Annotated in this window: 20 protein-coding genes; 19 read left to right on the top strand and 1 reads right to left on the bottom strand. The window is 34.1% G+C overall.

Features of this window, described 5'->3' with window-relative positions:
- Positions 1-64: 64 nt before the first annotated feature.
- Positions 65-3,100, bottom strand: a complete 3,036-nt coding sequence (locus tag H593_RS0111160; protein WP_028872524.1) for a sensor histidine kinase — start codon at positions 3,098-3,100, stop codon at positions 65-67.
- A 126-nt stretch (positions 3,101-3,226) separates the two neighbouring features.
- Here H593_RS0111160 and H593_RS0111155 point away from each other — a divergent pair, with 126 nt between their 5' ends.
- The 19 genes from H593_RS0111155 to H593_RS20080 all read left to right on the top strand — a co-directional run bounded on the left by H593_RS0111155 (position 3,227) and on the right by H593_RS20080 (position 21,249).
- Positions 3,227-3,775 carry a nuclear transport factor 2 family protein gene (locus H593_RS0111155; protein ID WP_028872523.1) on the top strand — a complete coding sequence of 183 codons (549 nt, stop codon included), beginning with the start codon at positions 3,227-3,229 and terminating at the stop codon, positions 3,773-3,775.
- A gap of 629 nt (positions 3,776-4,404) precedes the next feature.
- A complete protein-coding gene (locus H593_RS0111150) occupies positions 4,405-5,067 on the top strand; it encodes a gamma-glutamylcyclotransferase family protein (protein WP_028872522.1) in 663 nt (220 codons plus the stop codon).
- 911 nt (positions 5,068-5,978) lie between these two features.
- Positions 5,979-6,215, top strand: coding sequence for a hypothetical protein (locus H593_RS0111145; protein ID WP_028872521.1), 237 nt, complete (start codon positions 5,979-5,981; stop codon positions 6,213-6,215).
- A gap of 284 nt (positions 6,216-6,499) precedes the next feature.
- Entirely contained in the window at positions 6,500-7,438 is a 939-nt protein-coding gene (locus tag H593_RS0111140) for an NAD-dependent epimerase/dehydratase family protein (protein ID WP_028872520.1), read from the top strand.
- Positions 7,439-7,448: 10 nt separating this feature from the next.
- On the top strand, positions 7,449-7,784 hold the full coding sequence (locus H593_RS0111135; protein WP_028872519.1) for a hypothetical protein: 336 nt from the start codon (positions 7,449-7,451) through the stop codon (positions 7,782-7,784).
- Between the two features lie 35 nt (positions 7,785-7,819).
- Positions 7,820-8,341: a RidA family protein gene (locus tag H593_RS0111130; RefSeq protein ID WP_028872518.1), complete on the top strand. Its 522-nt coding sequence runs from the start codon at positions 7,820-7,822 to the stop codon at positions 8,339-8,341.
- A gap of 69 nt (positions 8,342-8,410) precedes the next feature.
- The gene (locus tag H593_RS0111125; RefSeq protein WP_028872517.1) at positions 8,411-10,156 is read left to right on the top strand and encodes an amidohydrolase family protein; all 1,746 of its coding nucleotides are present in this window, start codon (positions 8,411-8,413) and stop codon (positions 10,154-10,156) included.
- Positions 10,157-10,213: 57 nt separating this feature from the next.
- Entirely contained in the window at positions 10,214-11,263 is a 1,050-nt protein-coding gene (locus tag H593_RS0111120; RefSeq protein WP_028872516.1) for a proline iminopeptidase-family hydrolase, read from the top strand.
- 64 nt (positions 11,264-11,327) lie between these two features.
- A complete protein-coding gene (locus H593_RS0111115; RefSeq protein WP_037052110.1) occupies positions 11,328-12,530 on the top strand; it encodes an acyltransferase family protein in 1,203 nt (400 codons plus the stop codon).
- A 43-nt stretch (positions 12,531-12,573) separates the two neighbouring features.
- On the top strand, positions 12,574-13,326 hold the full coding sequence (locus H593_RS0111110) for an SDR family NAD(P)-dependent oxidoreductase (protein ID WP_028872514.1): 753 nt from the start codon (positions 12,574-12,576) through the stop codon (positions 13,324-13,326).
- Between the two features lie 186 nt (positions 13,327-13,512).
- Entirely contained in the window at positions 13,513-14,820 is a 1,308-nt protein-coding gene (locus H593_RS0111105) for a DUF418 domain-containing protein (RefSeq protein WP_028872513.1), read from the top strand.
- A 38-nt stretch (positions 14,821-14,858) separates the two neighbouring features.
- Positions 14,859-16,052 carry an amidohydrolase gene (locus tag H593_RS19070; RefSeq protein WP_342663087.1) on the top strand — a complete coding sequence of 398 codons (1,194 nt, stop codon included), beginning with the start codon at positions 14,859-14,861 and terminating at the stop codon, positions 16,050-16,052.
- A 15-nt stretch (positions 16,053-16,067) separates the two neighbouring features.
- Complete coding sequence (locus tag H593_RS21270; RefSeq protein ID WP_245585039.1) at positions 16,068-16,205, top strand: hypothetical protein; 138 nt, start codon at positions 16,068-16,070, stop codon at positions 16,203-16,205.
- A gap of 75 nt (positions 16,206-16,280) precedes the next feature.
- Complete coding sequence (locus H593_RS0111095; RefSeq protein WP_147231263.1) at positions 16,281-17,048, top strand: DUF6090 family protein; 768 nt, start codon at positions 16,281-16,283, stop codon at positions 17,046-17,048.
- A gap of 44 nt (positions 17,049-17,092) precedes the next feature.
- Entirely contained in the window at positions 17,093-17,812 is a 720-nt protein-coding gene (locus H593_RS20095) for a DUF6090 family protein (protein ID WP_051229711.1), read from the top strand.
- Between the two features lie 59 nt (positions 17,813-17,871).
- Complete coding sequence (locus tag H593_RS20090) at positions 17,872-18,666, top strand: DUF6090 family protein (protein ID WP_028872511.1); 795 nt, start codon at positions 17,872-17,874, stop codon at positions 18,664-18,666.
- Positions 18,666-19,661: a DUF6090 family protein gene (locus tag H593_RS0111080; protein ID WP_028872510.1), complete on the top strand. Its 996-nt coding sequence runs from the start codon at positions 18,666-18,668 to the stop codon at positions 19,659-19,661. Before H593_RS20090 ends, H593_RS0111080 begins: the two co-directional genes overlap by 1 nt.
- Before the next feature lie 25 nt (positions 19,662-19,686).
- Positions 19,687-20,466 (top strand): DUF6090 family protein, encoded by a 780-nt coding sequence (locus H593_RS20085; RefSeq protein ID WP_157588832.1) that lies wholly within the window; start codon positions 19,687-19,689, stop codon positions 20,464-20,466.
- A 3-nt stretch (positions 20,467-20,469) separates the two neighbouring features.
- On the top strand, positions 20,470-21,249 hold the full coding sequence (locus H593_RS20080; RefSeq protein WP_028872509.1) for a DUF6090 family protein: 780 nt from the start codon (positions 20,470-20,472) through the stop codon (positions 21,247-21,249).
- The last annotated feature ends 77 nt before the right edge of the window (positions 21,250-21,326 follow it).

The following is a 21,326-nucleotide window of genomic DNA, read 5'->3' as shown; positions in this document are numbered from 1 at the left end:
AATAATCTTCTACTGGCAAAGTTATGACATTAAAATAGTTACACAATCACATTAAAATGTGATATTAGAGTTGAAATGGTAAATTTAATAGAACTCCAAATCCGTTCTCCTTTTGAAAGCTCAAACTTCCTTTAATGTGTTTTGCACGCATTTCCATATTAGACAATCCCAAACCTGTAGATTTATAGCACTCTTTTTTGCTACCATTATCTTGAATAAACAATTGACAACCTGTTGCCTGATTGGAAATTACAATAGTGACGTTTGTAGCGTCTGAATGACGCAAAACATTGGTAATGGATTCTTTATAGATTAAAAAAATATTTTGTTTGGTTTGAGCTGGTAACTTTTTATTAGGATTTTTAATGGTTGAATTATCTATTTGAAACGAAATATTCTTTGGTAATAACAACTCTTCAGCCAACTCGTGCATACGTTCAATTAAATCTTCAATAGTTTCCCGTCTGCTATCAATACTCCAAACTAAATCTCGCATTTGTGAAATAGCATTTCTGCTTATTCCTGCAATTTTTTGAAGTTTAAATTTATCGGCTTCACTCGCATTAATTTCCATGAGTTCAGTTTGCATAGCGAGACCAGATAATAAGGAGCCCACATCATCATGCAAATCGCTTGAAATTTTAGTACGTAAGCGCTCCATAGCCAATGCTTGTTGAAATCTATATCGAAAAATCGAATACATAATACCTATAATTAAGAGTAAAACAAGCACTATAAACCACCATTTTTTATAAAATATTTGTCGCACTGTAATGGGAATAGACAAAATTGATGTGGCTTCGTTACCTCTAGAATCTTTACCTTTTACTTTCAACACATAATCGCCTGCTGGCAATTGATTATACCGTATAGATGCCGAATTACCTTGATAAAACCACTGGTCTTCAAAGCCTTCTAATTTTGTACTATAGGTGTTTTTGTTATTCTGAAAATAGCTTGGCATTGTCCAGTTAATTTCAAAGTATTGGTCGTAAGGCGAAATTTCCAATTTCTTGTTTTCCAAATAACTATAGTCACTATTAAAACGGCTTTTAAGCTTGCTATTGTATCTTGATATTCCTGTAAAGCGCAGGTGAGACTGTTCAGACGTTTTAAATATCTGTTCCGGTTTAAAACTATTCAGACCATTCATTCCTCCGAAATAATAATTATTTTTGCTATCCTTAAACGAGGAAGAATAATTAAACTCGTTATGGGAGAGTCCATCTTCAGCATAAAAATTTTGAAAATGCCCGCTTTGCTTATCCATGTTGGAAATACCATTATAAGTGCTAATCCATAGATTACTCAGTTCATCGCGCATAATTCCAACAACGTTATTATCTGCCAGACCTTCTGCTCTGGTATAAACTATATTTGTTTGACCATCTGCTGAAAGATGATTTAATCCGCCACCATAAGTACCAATCCATAAACTACCATCTGTATCTCCCTCAAGAACTAAAATTCGATTTTTTGAAATATTAGGTTTTGTATTTATGGAATAGCGTTGCTCAATGGTACCGTTGATATTAATTTTTAGTAATCCATCGTTTTGAGTGCCTACCCATACTGTGTTATTTTCATCATCCTGAAAGAAATAGGTTAAATCTGAAATTTCAGAAAAAATAGAGGGGTCTTTGAAAACCAATTCGCTCTCTTCTGTTTCGGGATTGAACATCGTTAACCTGGCTAGAGTGTAACCAAAAAGTAAACGTCCGTCACTGAGTCTAATCATTGGGTTAGGCCCATATACTTTTAACTTTGGAATAAACTGGTTATAACATTTTGTTTCACCAGTTTCCAAATTGATTTTATACATAGTCTTTCCTACAGTAAAGACAACGTTTTTATCTTTATTAGTCACGAAAAAACTTGCAGCATAATTAAGCTCAATCTTACTATTATCTGCTGTAAACAATTTTAGAGTATCTAATTTCCCGTTTAAATTTTGGTATAGCAATTGGCCTTCACTTTCACAGAGTGCGTAAATAAAGCCTTGACTATCTTCAAAAATACCTCGCATAGTATTACCCCAGCCATTTTTATTAGAATTAAGAAGATTATTGAACATTTGCTCCCCTGTTCTAATTTTGAATAGACCGTTATCAGTCGCAACCCATAGCAAGTTATTTGCATCAATAAAGAGCCGATTGATTTGGGTAAAATCAAATCTTGCTTTAAGAATTTCGGTATAATCTGTAAAATCGCCTTTAGGACTCATCCTATATAAGGTTTGATGGCCAGCAAACCAAACGTGGTTTTGCTTATCTTCAATAGCATAGGCAAACTCATTATCAACATCCAAAACTTGTTTTGAAATTTGACTTTGTTCATCAAAAACTTTAATACCACCTAAATGTGGAAAATAATAGTGCGTATTCTTATGGTCAAAAAAAGACGTCACAAAATGCATCTCTGAACCGAACCACTCATAGTTACCTAAATCGTAGGATGCCTCCAATTTACCTTCAGTGTTGAACTTTAAGTTACCATTAGGCGTACTCCACCACAAAAAACCCTCAGCATCTTGGAGCAAACGACTAAACCCTCGATTAGTTCTAGGAATGGATGCCATGACTTTAAAGTTTCCATCCTCAAATTTTTGAAGATATTGTTTGGAATCTTGACTTTGGTTTTTCCAAAAATCATCTGTAATAATCCAAATGCCATTGTCTGCCGTTTTGAGAAGTCGCAATACCTTGCCTTTTATATTTTGGGCTTCATTGTATTCCTTTGTTAAATCTGTAGATAGATGCAGATTGAACAGGCGGTCATTTGCCATAAACCAAAGCGCATCTTCTGCGCCATTTATGACCATTTCAGCTGTAAAATGTTCCTCTTCAATAAAATTGGGGTTTTTCTTATCGCTATTGTAAGTTTTAAATTGGTAGCCATCATAGCGATTAAGACCTTGCGACGTTCCAAACCACATGTGCCCCGAACTATCTTGAGCAATTGCCCGAACATCTCTGAACAAAAGTCCTTGATCTGTCGTTAACACATCAACTTGTGACGGATTTTGAGCATAGACATTGTAGCATACTAAAAGTAGACCAATTTGCAAAGGAGAAGCAGACAGCGTTTTAAATAATTTCAAAATAACAGATGCGATTAATAGCTAAGTCTCAAATATACAAAAAGTTATCAGTCAATATCACATGAAGATGTGATTGATAAAGTGCTAAATGTACTTTAATTTAGTAGCATGTTAATACATAACATTATGAAGCTATTAATTTTAAAACAAACCATTATGAAAACATTAAAAACAAGTGCCTTTGTATTACTTTTAATTATTGGGCAAATCACCTTCGCCCAAGACCAGAGTTACAAAGAAACCGTTACAGAAAACCCTACTTCAGAGGATGACCTAAAAGTAGTAGCTGATTATTTGGATGCCTTAATGAGCAACAAAATGACAGAGGCTGCAAGCTTACTTGCAGATAATTATACAGGTGCTGGCCCTGGCTACCAAGAAACCGAAACAAAGTTAGAGCATCTTGCAAACTGGAAGGAATCTCACCTGGCAAGAACAAATCAAAAAAATAGTTATGTGAGTCAAACATTTAGGGTACTAGAAGGAGACTTAACCGGCGATTGGGTATCTGTTTGGGGCACGTACACTTATACTGTAAATGATGTCACTATCAATCTACCTTATCAATATACAGCAATGATTGATAATGGCAAAATTGCTAGATCAGCCATCTACTATGATAAATTAGCTATTAGTGAAGCAATGGGTTACGAGTTAACAGCTAAGAAGGAATAAATAACCAAAATCAAAAGGCAATACTAAAAACCCATTAGATATGGATCGGTATTGTCTTTTGTGTTTAACCCATGTCTATTATGATATACTATTGGTTACAAATGATGCACCTTTTTATAAGTTCAAGATATTTATGGAAATAAGCAGCATTACAAGCAGACCTCATACGTCATAGAAGGGTTAGCATTCTAGCTGTGATTCCCTGATGTATATGGCGAATTCTAAATATTTCTATCACATGGATTTCATAAGATTTGAAGTGCTTTTCAGATCTAAACTTTACAACCATACTATTAAAAAAAGATTGTTTGCAGTCATTCGTTCACAAAATTCATCTTTAAAAAACCTTTAAAGCGATGGACTACATTTAATATCACGCCAGTTTTAGAAGGCTGGGATGACACTTGGGGCTATCATAGACAAACCTTTAACCATAAAGATGAAGTGTTTGATATTGGGTTTACCAAAATTGCTTTTTGGGAAGATAAAAAAGCACAGGATATGCCAAAACATTAAGGGCTTGTGGAGTTGAACAAACAGAAATGAATTTATCTTCAAAAATCTTAAACATGTTTGAAAGTGATTATGACATCATTAAAAGCATCACATAATAATTAAATAAAAACACTATGAAATCAATTCAATCCATTATTATAATTTTACTAACAGTGCTTTTATTTAGCTGTAATAAAACTCAAAATAATACAACGATCACTATTGAAGATGGTAAAATAGGCATCATTGGTTATGGATCCTTGATGTCTAAAACTAGTATGGAAAGGACATTAAAAAGAACGTATCAAGATTCGGTCTATCATGTTTATCTAAAAGACTATAACAGAGAATGGAATTGGCACACTTCAATGAAAAATAGTTCTGCAGAGTGGTTTTGTTTACGGGGGAACGATACACTCCCTTTTAATAATATACGCGCATTAAATATCATGGCGGCTGAAAATAAAAAGATAAATTGTATGCTATTCTTTGTAACACCTGAAGAATTAGTTCAACTTGACAAGCGTGAATTTGGTTATGAAAGAATAGATGTGACTGATAAAGTCGAAGAGCTCTCATTTAAAGGTGGGAGTGTATTTGTCTACAAAGCAAAACAAGATCACACCTACGACTATCAAGAAGAGAACACCAGCGTTCTCCACCAATCTTATATTGATTTAGTAACCAATGCATGTGATAGCATTGGAAAAGAGTTTCGCGATGAATTTGAAGCGTCAACATTACCCTATAACAAAGAAGTCGTTGTATCCAGTTTAATACATAAAAACAAAGAATGAAGCTTGATTATCATATTAAAAAACCAAAACATAAAGCCTATGAACTCTTTTTAGCAATTTAAAACACGTAAGGAAAAATTCATAAAAATACCAGAAAGTCAGTTTAAAAAGTTAAATGGCTATAATTATTTCATAGATATAGCGAAGGGTTTCAGACTGCACTGTGTTGATGAAAGCAAATAGGCTCTTGAAGCTCTTAGTTTGGCTTTGGCACAAGAAGACAAAACATTTAACATTCGAGTTTCCGTCTTAGAACCAAGCTTCATTACTACTGAAATATCTACTGATAATTAAGTTGATGTTCACTCTATCTATCCACATTCAAAAGCAACAAGATGGTATTTTTATAGCCATATTAAAAACACCAACGTGACTCATAGTAGATCAAATATTAAAAGTTCTATAATCTAAATGTACCAGCATTTATCGATTTTTTTACCTCAAATGACTGATGCAAAATAGATGGAATGGAATACTATTAATGATGACGATGATAAATGATCTACATCTGTTCAAATCATCTTTGAATTGGATACCTGATAAAACGATTCAAAATAAAGTTTAAAGAAATAACGAAAATACAACAAGGTGCTCTGTGAAAAACACTAACAAAAAGAGTCTCCCTTTAAAGAGCAATGCAGATAATTAAACTCTTTATGTTATTGCTAAGCAATTTTGATTTGAAAAAGTAAATCTATTAATATGCACAAAATTAACAGCTTAATATCACATGAAGATGTGGTTGACAATTCCTAATTACAAATGTAACTTTGAGACTATTGAAAAACAATCTTTTAAGTATACATTTTAAAAGTTTGTTAATCTATAAGAAGACTATTAGAAAACAGTTTGATAAACGGAGATTCTAAAAACCCATTAAAGTATGGGGAATTTAAAAATTTCAATACATAATGAATTTAATTGCAATGTGTCCTCAACCTAAAGAAGTAAAAAAACTCAAAGCACATTATACTGCTCACATTGAATTACTTTACAAGAAAACGAGAATATCTGTTGATCTAAAACCTTACGCTATTAACCGGTTTTTGAAGGGTTTTTACGAGACACTGCCATTCTATCAAACTTTTGATTCGCCAGAGGCCTTAAATCAAGCGATGTCTTCACGGCGAACGAAAGACGTTGCTTAAAATGCAATTGGATTTAAATGGTAAGTGTTCCTTTGATTTTAATCAGCCAATTAAATTAAAAAATATAGATGACAGCAATTCGGATAATTTGATCTTAAGCAACGTTGAGATATACAGAAAGTGAGTTTATCCAAAACCAATAATTAAGATTAAACGTGGTCGCCATTTTACTCTAAGTATTTGATGTTAAATATTAAGAATATTGTATCACACAAAAAACCATTAGAGTGTTGGCTTTACACAGATAACAAGAGTTATATAAAACAATTTAAAATCAATAAATCATGAAAAAAGTAGGTGTAATTGGTGGTTCGGGCTTTATAGGAAGCTATATTACCAAACAATTTTTAGACAATGGATTTGAGGTCAAAGTATCTGCAACCGACCTTTCTAAAGAAGAGAAATACCAACATTTAAAACAACTCGATAATGCCAATCACTTAACCATTAGCGAGCTTAATATTGAAAACAAAGCACAGCTAAAAACCTTTGTTGACGATTGTGATATCGTTATCCATGGTGGTACACCGTTTCAGTTAGATGTTGAAGATCCAAAGCGCGATTTATTCGATCCAACTATAAAAGGAACAGAGAACTTTTTGGACGTTGTCCACAATGCGCCAAAAGTTAAAAAGGTGGTTTTAATTGCTTCTGTCGCTGCTTATAATACAAATTTCCCCTTACCTCCTGGTGAAAAAGAACCAAGTGATCATTTTAGTGAAAACGACACACCTTTTACGAGCGAAGAAAGTCATCCGTATGCACAAGCGAAATTTATAGCTAATGAAACGGTAAATACTTTTATAAGTCAGCATCCGAAACTTAATGTTGAAATTACGAGCGTATCCCCAGTTGCCGTTTTTGGAAAGTCCTTGTCAAAAAGAGAAGATTCTGTTTCTACAGGTTTGCAGTTTTTAATAAAAAACAAGCTTGCACCCAATCCGTTTGTACAAATGCTTTATGATACTGATGCAGAGATGGCGATCGTTAACGTAAATGATGTTGCACATAGTGTTTATAAAGCAGCCAACATTTCGGGCTTACACGGTAAAAATTACTTATTATCTAGTGAAACCTATCCAGTATCTGATGTGAACTTAATGCTCAATAACAAAGCACCAAAAAATCAAGCAAAAGTGATCTATCAAAATAAGTTAGCAGAGCGAGAATTGGGAATAACGTTTCAATCGGTACATGAAACTTTAGACCAGTATAACTCATAATAATTAAACCATGAAAAACAAAATGGCTAATTGGTCTAAAGCAGATCTCAAAATTTATATCCTGTTGCTCTGTGCAAAAATTGACAACGAAGAATCTGAGGAAGAAATCGCTCTAATAAAATCTAAAACAGATGAAGCAACTTTTAATAAATTGTACAATGAATTTTGTTGCGACGAAGAAAACGGTTGTTTTGAAAAAATAGAAGATGCTGTTAATCATCACGAATACGCACCAAAAGAATTAGATGAACTAAAGCAGGAAATTCTTGATGTATTTCATTCAGACAAAAAATTTGTAATGAAAGAACGCTACTTAGAAAAAGTATTTAATAATATTTTATACTAAAACATTAAAATCAGTAACCATTAAAACTCATCGAAATGAACACATCAAAAATTTCAACGACACTACTCGTCTTTTTTGTCGCTGCTTCACTATCCAATTGCGACGAAAAAGCCAAAACAGAGACTGTAATAGAAAAATCTGAGATTATTGAACACAGAAAAGTTGACGAAACACCAGAATACTTTTTACTTCGACCAGAAGTTGAAAAGGCTTATGGCTACTCTCATGCCGTAAAAATTGGCAATTCTATTAAAATATCTGGCGCTGTAAGCATGGATGATGAAGGCAATCCAACTGCTGTTAGTAATTTTAAACAACAGATGAAAAACTGTTATGCAGATTTAGATAAAGTATTAAAGCATTATGGCTGTACATTTGATGACGTCGTTGTAGAAAACATATTCACTACAGACATGCCTAAATTCTTAGAATTTGCTGGATATAGAACTGAAATCTATAAAAAGCAATTTCCGACTGGATCTTGGCTTGGTATTAAGGAGTTAGCACTACCTGAGTTTATGATTGAGATAGAGCTAGAAGTACATAAATCTAAATAACCAAATTAATAGTTACAAAGACAAGGGCCCAACCCTATAAAAAAGACTAATCGTCCAAAACACAGAAACATGAAAATATTTTTTCTTACTAGTATTGCCTTAGCTTTCTCTATAACAATTTCCTCACAAACCTATATTACTAACGTCACAATTACAGATGTTGAAAACCAAAAATTGATTCCCAATCAAACCGTGGTTATTACAAATGATTTAATTAGTGATATCCAATCAAGTAAAAATATAAAAGTTCCAGAAAATGCAATCGCTATTGACGGTACTGGAAAATATCTAGCACCGGGATTAACCGATGCACACATGCACTTTTCCCAAAACGGTGGGTTGTACACACGACCAGACGCTATTAATTTACAAGAATTCGTGCCTTATGGAGATGAAATTACCACTTCAAAAACCACAATGGAAAACAAATTACGACGCTATTTAAAAAACGGGATCACCACCGTTTTTGATGTTGGATCTCCGTTGTACTATCTAGAAAAAAGTAAGACCTTTGAAGACAAATATTTTGCGCCAACGATATATATGACTGGCCCATTATCCACTACTTACAAACCTGAAATTTATAAAGATTTCCCTGATGACTCACCATTTGCATTAACCCAAACGATTGAAGAAGGTATTAAATCTGTACAAGATCAGTTGCCATATAAACCTGATTTTATCAAAATCTGGTATATCGTTGGTGCTGATGGATTATCGGTAGAAGAAAGTGCTCGAAAAAATTTACCGATTGTTAAAGCTATTATTGATGAAGCACATAAAAATAATTTAAAAATAGCTGTTCATGCCACTCAACGCATAACAGCCCAGTTAGCTGTAGAAAATGGAGCCGATTTTTTAGTACATAGCGTTGATGACGAAATCCTAAAACCCGGTTTTGTACAATTAATGAAAAAGAATAAGGTGGTGCTCTGCCCTACTTTAATAGTGAGCAGCGGCTATGCAAACACTTTTGGACAGAATCTTAACTTTTCACCTTATGATTTAAAAACTGCGAATCCCTTTCAATTAGGAACATTACTTGATCTCAAGCATTTATCAGATACGTTATTGGTGAATAGGTACAAAGCGATGGGCAATTCAAATGAAAGATTGGAAGGTCTAAGAAGAGAGGACTCCATAAGTAGGGTTAACCTAAAAATCTTATTAGATGCGGGTGTAACGATTGCTACAGGAACAGATGCCGGAAATTTAGGCACGCTGCACGTATCTTCTTATCAAGCGGAATTAAAAGCTATGCAAGCAAGCGGCATGAGTAATTGGCAAATTCTTGTAGCTTCCACCATCAATGGAGCAAAAATTTTAAACAAAGAAAATCAGTTTGGAAGTATTGCTATTGGTAAAAAAGCAAACCTAATTTTATTGGATGAAAACCCTATTCAAAATCTCGAAAATTTAACTAAAATTAATAAAGTCATTAACAAAGGAGTTGTTTTTGACCCGAAAGACTTGGTGCAGGACACACCCGAGATTTTAGTACAACGCCAATTAAATGGCTATAACTTCAGAAACATTGAAGCTTTTTTAGAACCCTATGCCGAAGATGTTGAATTGTATGGTTTTCCAGATACGTTACTTGGAAAAGGAAAAGAAGCTATGCGACAAAACTATTCTCAAATGTTCGAAAACACGCCGAACCTACATTGTGAATTAGTAAATCGCATCGTTCAAGGCAATACCGTCATTGACCAAGAACGCGTGCAACGTGGCGATAAATTTATTGACGCAACAGTGATTTATACTATTGAAAACGAAAAAATAAAAAAGGTTTATTTTGTTAGAAAACAAGAATAAGCTGAAGGGTCTTGTTTGGCACTTTTGAATTTTCATTAATTTTTTAAATACAATACTATGAAAACTAACATTATACTAAGCGTCGCAGTCATTTGTTTATTTTTTTCTTGCACTGACAAAACCAATACTACAACTGCAGAAAAGGAAACTAAATCTTCTTATTTTTATTATTCAAATAGTGATGACCAAAATACAGGTGGTATCAAAATGATTCCTATTGAAACACCAAAAGGCACTTTTAACGTCTATACAAAACGTATGGGTAACAACCCTAAAATGCGTGTATTGCTTCTTCATGGAGGTCCTGGTGCAACACATGAAATATTTGAGAATTTTGACGGCTATCTTCCTAATGAAGAAATTGAGTACATCTACTACGATCAACTCGATTCCTATTACAGCGATAAACCTAACGATTCTACACTTTGGACTACCGAACATTTTGTGGAAGAAGTAGAGCAAGTACGTATAGCCTTAAATCTTAACAAAGATAACTTTTACCTACTCGGTCAATCGTGGGGCGGAATGTTGGCAATGGAATACGCCTTAAAATATCAAGATAATTTAAAAGGTTTAATCATTTCAAATATGATGGCGAGTGCTCCAGAATACACCAAATATGCCAATGAGGTTTTAGGTCCACAAATGAATCCTGAAGTTTTAAAAGAAATTATGGATATGGAGGCGAATAACGACTTTGACAATCCGAGGTATAGCGAACTTTTAATGAATCATTATTATACAGAACATCTTTTGAGAAAGCCTGTAGAAGAATGGCCAAAATCAATCAACTTAGCCTTCGAACATCTAAACCCAAATATTTATATTTATATGCAAGGTCATAGTGAGTTTGGAATGACAGGTAATGCATCCCTAAAAAATTGGGATGTGTCTACTAGACTTAAAGAAATCAAAACACCTACCTTAATGCTTGGAGCTAAATACGATACGATGGATCCAAAATATATGGAGTGGATGGCTACAGAGGTGCAAAACGGCAGAAGTGTAACTACGAACGGAAGCCATTGTTCCCAATTTGACGACCCAGAAACCTACTTTTCTGGATTGATAAAATTCATAAAAGATGTGGATAATGGCTCATTTTAAATGATGTCATTTAATTCAAAACTATATACAGTCTTTGATTGATATGCAATAAAAACCAACCAAAATGATAACACAGCCACACAAAACAGAACGCATACATTCTTTAGATTCCTTACGTGCTATAATGATGATGTTAGGCTTAGTAATACATTCTGCTATAACTTATGGTACAATAGATTATGGAAATAGTTGGTCTTTAAAAGATACTAGTGCAACTCACTTCTCTAACGATGTTATTGTCGTCTTTATCCATGCCTTTAGAATGCAAACTTTTTTCTTAGTGGCTGGTTTTTTTGGAGCAATGTTGTTTTACGAGCGAAACCCCCTTAAAATGGTTAAAAACAGAACAGCAAGAATTGTTTTTCCCTTTCTAGTATTTTTGTTTTTACTCTGGCCAACCGTCGTTTTTACTTTCGATTATACCCGTTTAATTTTTGCGGGTAGTTCAAACGCATTAGCAGAGACACTTGTTAATTTTTCTAGTTTAGATGTTCTAATTCCAAAAGCTACATTTCATCTATGGTTTTTGTATTACTTAGCCATAATAACTTTTGTCTCGGTAAGTCTTGGTTTAGTATTTAAAAAACTACCTGTGTTATCCAGTTATATTTCCAAAGCCTTTAGTTGGGTTATTCAAAAATCCATATTACGCATTGTAATCTTTGCTAGCATTACAGCTATGGTTTACTTCATAATGGGGACTTATGAAGTGGCAACATCAAATTCGCTTACACCCGATTTCAATACCTTTATCTATTACTTTGTGTTTTATATCATAGGGTGGATTTTATTTAAATCTAAGCACTTATTAGACACCTTCCTTAACTATGATTGGCTAAGTACTATATTAGGCCTTATGTTATTTTTACTATACATTTTAATGAATAACTCCTTTAGTTATGAAGGGCTTATCCTTCTTAAATCTCTCATGGTTTGGTGCTTTGTTATTGGCGTTACAGGTCTATTTATTCGTTATGGTAGTCGTCATTCTTCAAAAATGCGATACATCTCTGATGCGTCCTATTGGGTATACCTAATACATCTCTCGCTTACTGCTATCATTCCCGGTTTTATAGTGAATTGGGCAATTCCAGGCACTTTGAAATTTTTAGTAGTATTAATTTCTACTGGAGTGATATGCTTTACAAGTTACCACTATCTCGTTAGAGGCACTTTTATAGGAAAATTTTTAAACGGTAGAAAATACACCAGAAAACTATCCGACATCAAAGAAACTCAAGTAAGGTCTCAAATTAAAACTGTATGAACTAAATAAAACGATATTTATAAACCACTTTACATAAAATACCATGAATTTAGTACTGAAAGGAAAAAATGCAATAATTACAGGAGCGAGTAAAGGGATAGGAAGAAGTATTGCGTTAGCACTTGTTGAAGAAGGTATCAATGTTGCTATTTGTGCCCGTGGCGAGGAAGCACTTCAAGATGCTAAAGAACAACTTCTTGAAAAAGAAATAAAAGTCTATGCTGAGTCATGCGATTTAGGTGATACTAAAAAGTTTGATGCTTTTCTTGACACGGTCAAGAGTACCTTTGGTACGGTAGACATTTTGGTTAATAATGCATCAGCATTAAGCCTATGTGAAGAATATACCGCCTGGGAAACATCTATAAATATTGATCTATTAGCCAGTGTAAAGGGGACTAGAAAGGTAGTTCCATGGATGATTGCATCTGGTAGTGGAAGTGTTTTATTTATCTCTTCCGTATCTGGACTTGAAGCTGATTCCCCAGCTGCTTATGCTGCAGCAAAGGCGGCACTTATTAGTTATTCTAAAACTTTGTCTGCTCAATTGGCACCTAAAAACATACGAGTAAATACGATTGCACCAGGCTCTGTTGAATTTAGCGGTAGACTTTGGAAAATAGTCAAAGAACATGACAAACCTTTTTATGATCATACAGTCGATACCATTCCCTCAGGCAGACTAGGAAGACCAGATGAAATAGGAAAGGTAGCTGCCTATTTGGTTTCGCCTTGTGCAAGTTGGGTTACTGGAACTTGCTTATCTGCAGATGGAGAGCAACATAGAGGGAATTAGAGAAAATATAATACTAGTTATGATATGAAACCTTACGTCTAAAAAATCGAAACTAAAAATTCTTGTTTTCAATATTATAATCAAACATTTTTTTGGCTTCGGTCCTTTTTTAATTTCCTTATTACAAAGTAACAGTAAACAGATTGATTATTATAAATTTTAACCAACCACCAAAACCAATCAAAAATGCTATCAACTCAAACATCATTAACACCATTAAAAGCACTTAACCGTATTCAATCTATAGACGTCATGCGTGGCATTGTTCTTTTCGGAATTTTATTAATGAACATCAATGGAATGGCATTGGCAAATGCCTACGGTGACCCAACAGTATCAGGTGGTGCCGCGGGCTGGAATCTCTACACATGGATCACTACAAACATGCTTTTTGAAGGTACGATGAGAGCCTTATTTTCACTGTTATTTGGAGCAGGTATGTTCATTCTTTTGGACCGTATGGAAAAGAAAGGCGCTGGCATCAAGGCTGCAGATATTTATTTTAGAAGGTTAACTTGGCTTTTAGTTTTTGGTCTCATACATGGTTATCTTTTAGTTTGGACAGGAGAGATCTTATTCAATTATGCACTTATGGGTTTTTTGGTGTATTCCTTTCGAAATATGTTACCTAAAAAGTTAATTATTATTGCTCTAGTTTTATTTTCTTTAGGTACTATTTGGAATTATGCCGATTATAAATCTAATGTTAAAATGATGGAAAACGTCGCTATGGCGGAACAATTTAAAACGGATGGAAAAGAACTTACAGACGATCTAAAAACAGCTCATGTAAAATGGGAAGAATTACAGAAAGAGCGTTCACCAGAAGCTATTGAGGAATACAATGCAAACATGAAAAAAGATTATTTTGGGGTGGTTGCTTTTTTGGCACCTATTAATATGCATATTGAAACGTATTATTTATACCGTTATGATGTTTGGGATATTTTAAGCATGATGCTCTTAGGTATTGCGTTTTTTAAACTGAATATATTATCTGCTGTAAAATCCTATCGCTTTTATGGGATTATGATGGGAGTGGGCTATGGCATCGGCTTGAGTGTTAATTATTATGAGGTTCAAATGATAATGGACAACAACTTTTCGTTTTTGAGTTTTTCAAAATCTTATCTCACCTATGACTTAGGTCGTTTATTCGTTGCCATGGGGCACATAGGTGCGATAATGCTATTCTGCAAATTACCTATTTTATTAGTATTAAAAAAAGCCCTTGGAGCCGTTGGTAAAATGGCCCTGACCAATTATGTAATGCACTCGGTCTTTGCCATGTTTATTTTTACGGGTGCAGGATTTGGGCTGTTTGGAGAATTTAGCCGTCACCAATTGTTATACATCGTATTCGCTATCTGGATTTTTCAGCTCATTGCGAGTCCGCTTTGGCTTAAGTATCACAATTTTGGTCCGTTAGAATGGCTATGGCGTAATTTGAGTTATAACAAAAAGCATGCTTTAAAAAAGAAACGTTCAGAATAAAATCCTTAAAAATAAATAATGTATAATACATTAAAAAAATGAAATCTAAAACCGACAAATTAAACCTTAAAGACACTCTGAAAGTTTTGTCACTGTTCATTTTAATGCTATTTACGAGTATAACTTTCGCACAAACCAAAGACCACAGCGCAGCCGTCAGTAAAGCAGCAGATAAGATTGAGCAGAAAGTTATCGCCTGGAGACACGATATCCACCAAAATCCAGAATTGGGGAATCGTGAATTTCGTACGGCGGCACTCATCGCCAAACACTTAGAATCACTTGGCATAGACGTCCAGACAAAAGTGGGTGTGACAGGTATTGTTGGTATTCTCAAAGGAGATCAACCTGGCCCTGTTGTCGCACTTAGAGCAGATATGGACGCCTTGCCTGTTGAAGAGAAGAACGATTTACCATTTGCATCGAAAGTGAAAACCATTTATAATGGTGTTGAAACTTCTGTAATGCATGCTTGTGGACATGATGGGCACGTCGCCATTTTAATGGGGGTAGCGGAGCTGCTTTCGGGAATGAAGGCTGACTTAAAAGGTACGGTAAAATTTATCTTTCAACCCGCCGAAGAAGGACCGCCAAAAGGTGAAGAAGGGGGAGCGGAATTAATGGTAAAAGAAGGTGTCTTAGAAAATCCAAAGGTTGATGTGATTTTTGGTCTACATCTAGATGCTTTTTACGAAGTTGGTACAATAGCCTATAGACCAGCAGGTATTATGGCAAGCGTTAATGATATGAAAATTACCGTTAAAGGAAAGCCAGCACATGGTTCTGCGCCTTGGTCTGGTGTTGACCCAATCGTCGTTTCTGCTCAAATTATTAATAGTTTACAAACTATTGTAAGTCGCAATGTTGTATTGACTGATAACGCAGCTGTTGTAACTATAGGCGCCATCAATGGAGGAAATCGCAGCAACATCATACCAGAACAAGTAGAAATGTTGGGTACGATTAGAACATTTACCAATGAGGATGAAGCTTTGGTGCTTAAAAGAATCCGAGAGATTGTAGACTATACTGCAAAAGCCGCTGGAGCGACGGCCACATTAGAACTGCCTTACTCTATGCGTTTTACAGTAACCTTCAATGATGAAACCTTAACGGAGTTGATGCTACCCACTTTAGAAAAATCGGAAGGAAAGGACCATGTGATTTTGATTCCTGCTATTACAGGAGCAGAGGACTTTTCATATTTTGCTCAAAAAGTACCAGGACTTTAATTTTTCGTTGGTGCAATGACCAAAGGTAAAGATCCAAAGACTGTTGGAGACCATCATACACCGCAGTTTCTGATGGATGATAATGCATTTAAGACTGGAGTCAATGCCATGAGTAATTTGGTGTTTGATTATATGGAGTTACATACGCCATAAAACATATAACGTCCAATTTTTTATCTGATATAAATAGAAAGGAGAGGTAATAAATTAAAAAGTCAGGCATAAATTATGATAAAATTCTTCCGAAAAATTAGACAACGCTTATTGACTGAAAACCCGCCTGCCAGACGGGCAGGTAAGTTCAGTAAATATTTGCTTTATGCAGTAGGCGAAATTGCATTAGTAATGATAGGTATTTTACTGGCATTGCAAGTGAATAACCAAAACGAACTCAGAAAATCAAATAATTTATATAAATCCTATGAGCTCAATATTATTTCAGAATTAAAGACGGACTTATTGCAACTGAAGGAAAGGGATAGTCTTATTAAAATTCGTATCGCAACTATTGAGGACTATGTTGTGTACTACAACAAGGACAGCCTTGACATGACTATTCTAAAGACTAAGGCAGACAGTACCCGTACTTTCTTAGGTTTCTTTAGCACATCTACATACTCTATTCAAGATTTAGTTACCACAGGTAATCTTAAATTATTCTCAACTCAAAAGAGAAATGCCATATTAAAATATAAAAATTATACGGATGGACTTGCTGTTGCAGAGTTTAAAAGTCTAGAGGCAGTTGATAAAGTGAGTTTAGATTTTAAAAAAGAAATTGATATTTTATATGACTATGACTATGACTATAGTAAAAAAGAGCACAGCACAGTTAAAAACTGGGAATACAATATAGATGCACCACAAATGAGATTACGTAATAATAGGCTTGCCTATTATTTAAGATTATATGAAAAACAAGGGCGGATCTATAAAAGCATAGCAAAAGAAACCAAAGCACTTAAAGCTGTATTAGAAAACAATAAAAAAGGCTGATAAAGGATTGAGTGCTTTTTTAACATCTAACAAACTATCGACCAATGATAAAATTCTTCCGTAAAATAAGATATAACCTTATGGCAACAGGTAAAACATCAAAGTACTTCAAATACGCCATTGGCGAAATCATCCTCGTGGTCATTGGTATTTTGATTGCGCTTTCCATAAACAATTGGAATGAACATCAAAAAGCCAAGACTAATGAAGTAGAATTATTAAAGTCTTTAGAAAAAGAATTAAGTGCAAATATTCAACTTTTATCCATAATCAATAGTAAAAATAAGGCATACAAGAATGCCTCAAAAGATGTGAAAGCAAAATTAGCTGAGGACACCATTTTAATTACTAACGAAGAAATGAGTGGTACATTTAATTATTACAGTTATACCATTGATTCCCCTGTTTTAGACGCCATTATTGAATCTAATTCAAACGTTTTAATTGAAAAGAAAGCATTGATTAAGGATTTAAGAGATCTAAAACAAGCCTATCTTAGAATGAAAAAAGCGGAATACTTTTTAGATGAATTATGGAATTCAAAAATAGTTGACTTTTTCGTAGCCTGCGGATTTTCATTTGAATCATACACGTCTCAAGACCCATTAATTAAAATTAAAGATATTGAATTAGGCAGTTATAGTAAGAAGCAACTTTTAGGTTTAATTAATATGAAAAACGATTTGCAATACTATTGTGATGAAAGACAGACGCAAGCCACTGAAAAATCAGAGGAGTTACTTAGACTACTGCAATCTCATTAACATAATTAAGATTCCCACTGTAAGTTACAGTGAGCAGAATCGAAATACGAAACATAACTATGATTAAATTTTTTAGACATTTTAGGCAAGGTTACATTTCCGAAGGAAAAACAAAAAAGTATGTGCTCTATGCCATAGGAGAAATCATCCTCGTGGTTATTGGGATTTTAATTGCGTTGTCTTTAAATAATTGGAAAGATGCTACTGTGCAACATAAAGAAGAACTGCAAACGTTGCGACAGATTCGTGAAGAATTTAGTGCAAATCTTGCACAATTAGATGAAAAGATTTCTATGCGAGCTGCCATGGTCAATGCAGGCACTATGCTCTTAACGTATCACGACGACCCATCCATAATAATCCCTGATTCGGTTGTTGTTTATTTGGCAAGAACAACGGTAGCACCAACCTTTGACCCAATTACCAACGACCTTATAAGTGGAGGAAGACTGTATCTTATTCGAAACCTAGAACTTCGCAGCAAACTCTCAAAATGGCCGAGTGATTTGGTGCAAGTCACAGAAGAAGAAACTGCTTGGATTTTTATATTAAGAAATAATTATATACCGTTTTTATATCAAAATTATCCAGTAAGAAACATAAACGCCGCCAAATGGAACCGCCTTGACGTGGTCCAGACTTTGTTGATGGATAAAACAAGTACAACACCTAATATTTTTAGGAGTTCCAAAGAACCGGTCGATTTGGAGGCATTCCTTGCCAATCCCAAATTAGCAGATATATTGTCTAGCGTGGTTTCCAGTTCGCTTTTTGCAAAAACCCAAAGTGAATCTTTACGGAAAAATATTACAGTCATATTAGCATTAATAGATTCTGAACTAAAAGCGAAGTGATGCTAAAATTATTCAGACATATAAGAAAAGACCTTATGGAATCAGGAAATAAAATCAAGTATTTTAAATACGCCATAGGTGAGATTTTCCTCGTGGTTATTGGGATTTTGATTGCACTACAAATTAATAATTGGAACACTAACAAAGCCAATGAAAAAGAAGCTTATAACCAGTTGCTAGAAGTGCAAAAAGAAATACTGAATAATAGTATAGAGTTTGATGAAAAAGGCACGTATTATTTTGAAAAATTACGAGATGTAAGACGGGTATTTGCTGACACCTTAACTCTAGAGGATTATCAAAACAGTAGAAGTTTACGTCGGATTATGCTATCTGGCCCAAACATAGTAACGCAGAATGAAGCTTATAATAAACTCATACAAAATGCCGATAATTTACCAGATAATTATAAATCGTTAGTTATAGAGTTAAAGAACCTATACAATCATTCAAGGTTTGAAAATTCGTATGATAATTTAAGAGTGCTACAAAATCAGTCCTTCGAAATTATTTCAGGGTTTTCTGAATCCCTATATCGTAAAGATTTTGATGCTTATTTCGAATTTTTACTCACTAGTAAAGATTACAAAAACAGGTTGGGTCGATTTAGCTGGACACTGGATGACTTAGCACCAGAACTAGTGGATAAAAAATATGATGCAATTACCCTCTACAATCAAATGGTAGCACTTGGTTTTCCAAACGATGGTAGCGCTGTTTTAAAAACTATGTACCAAGATGTTACGCCAAAAATGGCTGAACCATTTATAGGGAGCTACACCAATACGGTAGATACGATACGTATCTATTTTCAAAATAAAGAATTTTTAGGATATGCGTCTAAATATAACTTTTCTGATAAATTAAGAATAAGGGATTCACTAACATTAAATTTAAACGGAGCGGACCTAGAATTCACTACCGATACATCTGAGTTTTATTTTTTAATGGAAGCTCAAAAACCGATTTTTAAAAAAATTCCTGAAAATGATTAAATTCTTCCGGAGAATTAGACAAAATATGATTAAAGATAACAGAACTTCTAAATATCTTCTTTATGCAATAGGCGAAATTATCCTAGTGGTTATTGGAATTTTAATTGCACTACAAATTAATAATTGGAACATTACAACTCAAAACAAAGAGCAAGAAAAGCAAATATTAGCGCAATTATTAAAAGAGTATACGAGTAATCTCGAACAGATAAACCAAAAAATTGATATTAGAAATGAAATGCTCAATTCGTGCTATAGTCTTTTAGGTTATAGAACAGAAACTAATAACCAAATCGTGGCTGATAGCCTAGATGCACATCTTTTTAGAATATCAATAAGACCCACTTTTGACCCAGAACTAAGCGTTACCAATGAGTTAATTAACTCAGGAAAGCTTTATCTATTAGATGACATCACATTGAGAAATGAAATTTCCTCATATTCTAGTTCTTTAAGTGAACTTAAGGAAGAAGAGCAAATCATTTTAAATTTAACCGAAAATTGGTTAATACCTTTTTTGATTAAGAATTATCAGATTGGCAGGATGCAGATGATTATGTTAGAAGATAAAAAACTCAGAGCTAAATTCACGATGGGAAGTCTTGGCAATTATAATACTTTGAAGAATACAGTATTACAGTCAGATTACAAACCCTTACTAAATAATCCTGATTTTGAAGATTATCTCATGCAATTTATCAGCTATACAGCCTATACAAATGACCAATCAGACGGAGTAAAAATAAAAACTGAAAGCATTATAGATATCATTACATCAGAAGTAGAAGACCATAAAAATAACTAAGAAATGATTAAACTCTTCCGAAACATCCGTAAAAACCTGCTCTCAGAAGGCAAAACCACCAAATATTTCAAATACGCCATTGGTGAGATTGTCCTTGTCGTTATTGGTATTCTTTTGGCATTGTCCATCAATGATTGGAATAGCCAGCGACAATTAAAGAAAAGCAATAATGTGTTTTTAAATAAAATGCTAAAAGACCTTGATGCTAATGAGAAGCGATTAGGTCGCATCGTTTATGATTCTTTAAATGATTCTAGCTATCCATCACTGGAAGAAGCTGTAGAGGTAAGTGACTCCATTATAAAACTGACTTATTTGGGATTGAACGAATCACATTTAGACTACATAACATCAGCGCCATTTTCTGCAGGAGGTTCGCTTTTAAATTTAAATGATAATACCTATTCTGAATTAAGCAATACGGGTAAATTATATTCATTGGGTTCAGACACTTTAGTGGAAGCCATAACAGCGTACTATAAACGTGGGGAACGCGAATCGTTTTATAATGTCCAAAATTCTAAGGACGTAAAAGATGGATTTATAAAATTTGAAGATGGCTTTGGGAAACTGATGATGGATTATAATAGAGACTCCCTCAATTTCAACTTAAATAATTATCCGTTTTATACTAATAAAAACTCAAAAGAATATAACGATTACCAAATAGGAATGGATTTAGTAGTTGGAGGTCAAAAGCAAAATATGGGAAAAATGAAGCACGTTATTATCGAGACTAAAAAATTAAAGGAGTTCATCAAAACCGAATTACAGCATGATTAAACTCTTTAGTTATCGAAACACAATTTTGCTTTTGCAAAATTAAATGTCCAGTGGACATTTGGTGGAGATAGCCGCTT

It is taken from the genome of Psychroserpens burtonensis DSM 12212, assembly GCF_000425305.1.
Lineage (GTDB): Bacteria > Bacteroidota > Bacteroidia > Flavobacteriales > Flavobacteriaceae > Psychroserpens > Psychroserpens burtonensis.
Note: the sequence above shows the minus strand (reverse complement) of the source record. Positions and strands in the feature narration are given on the sequence as shown.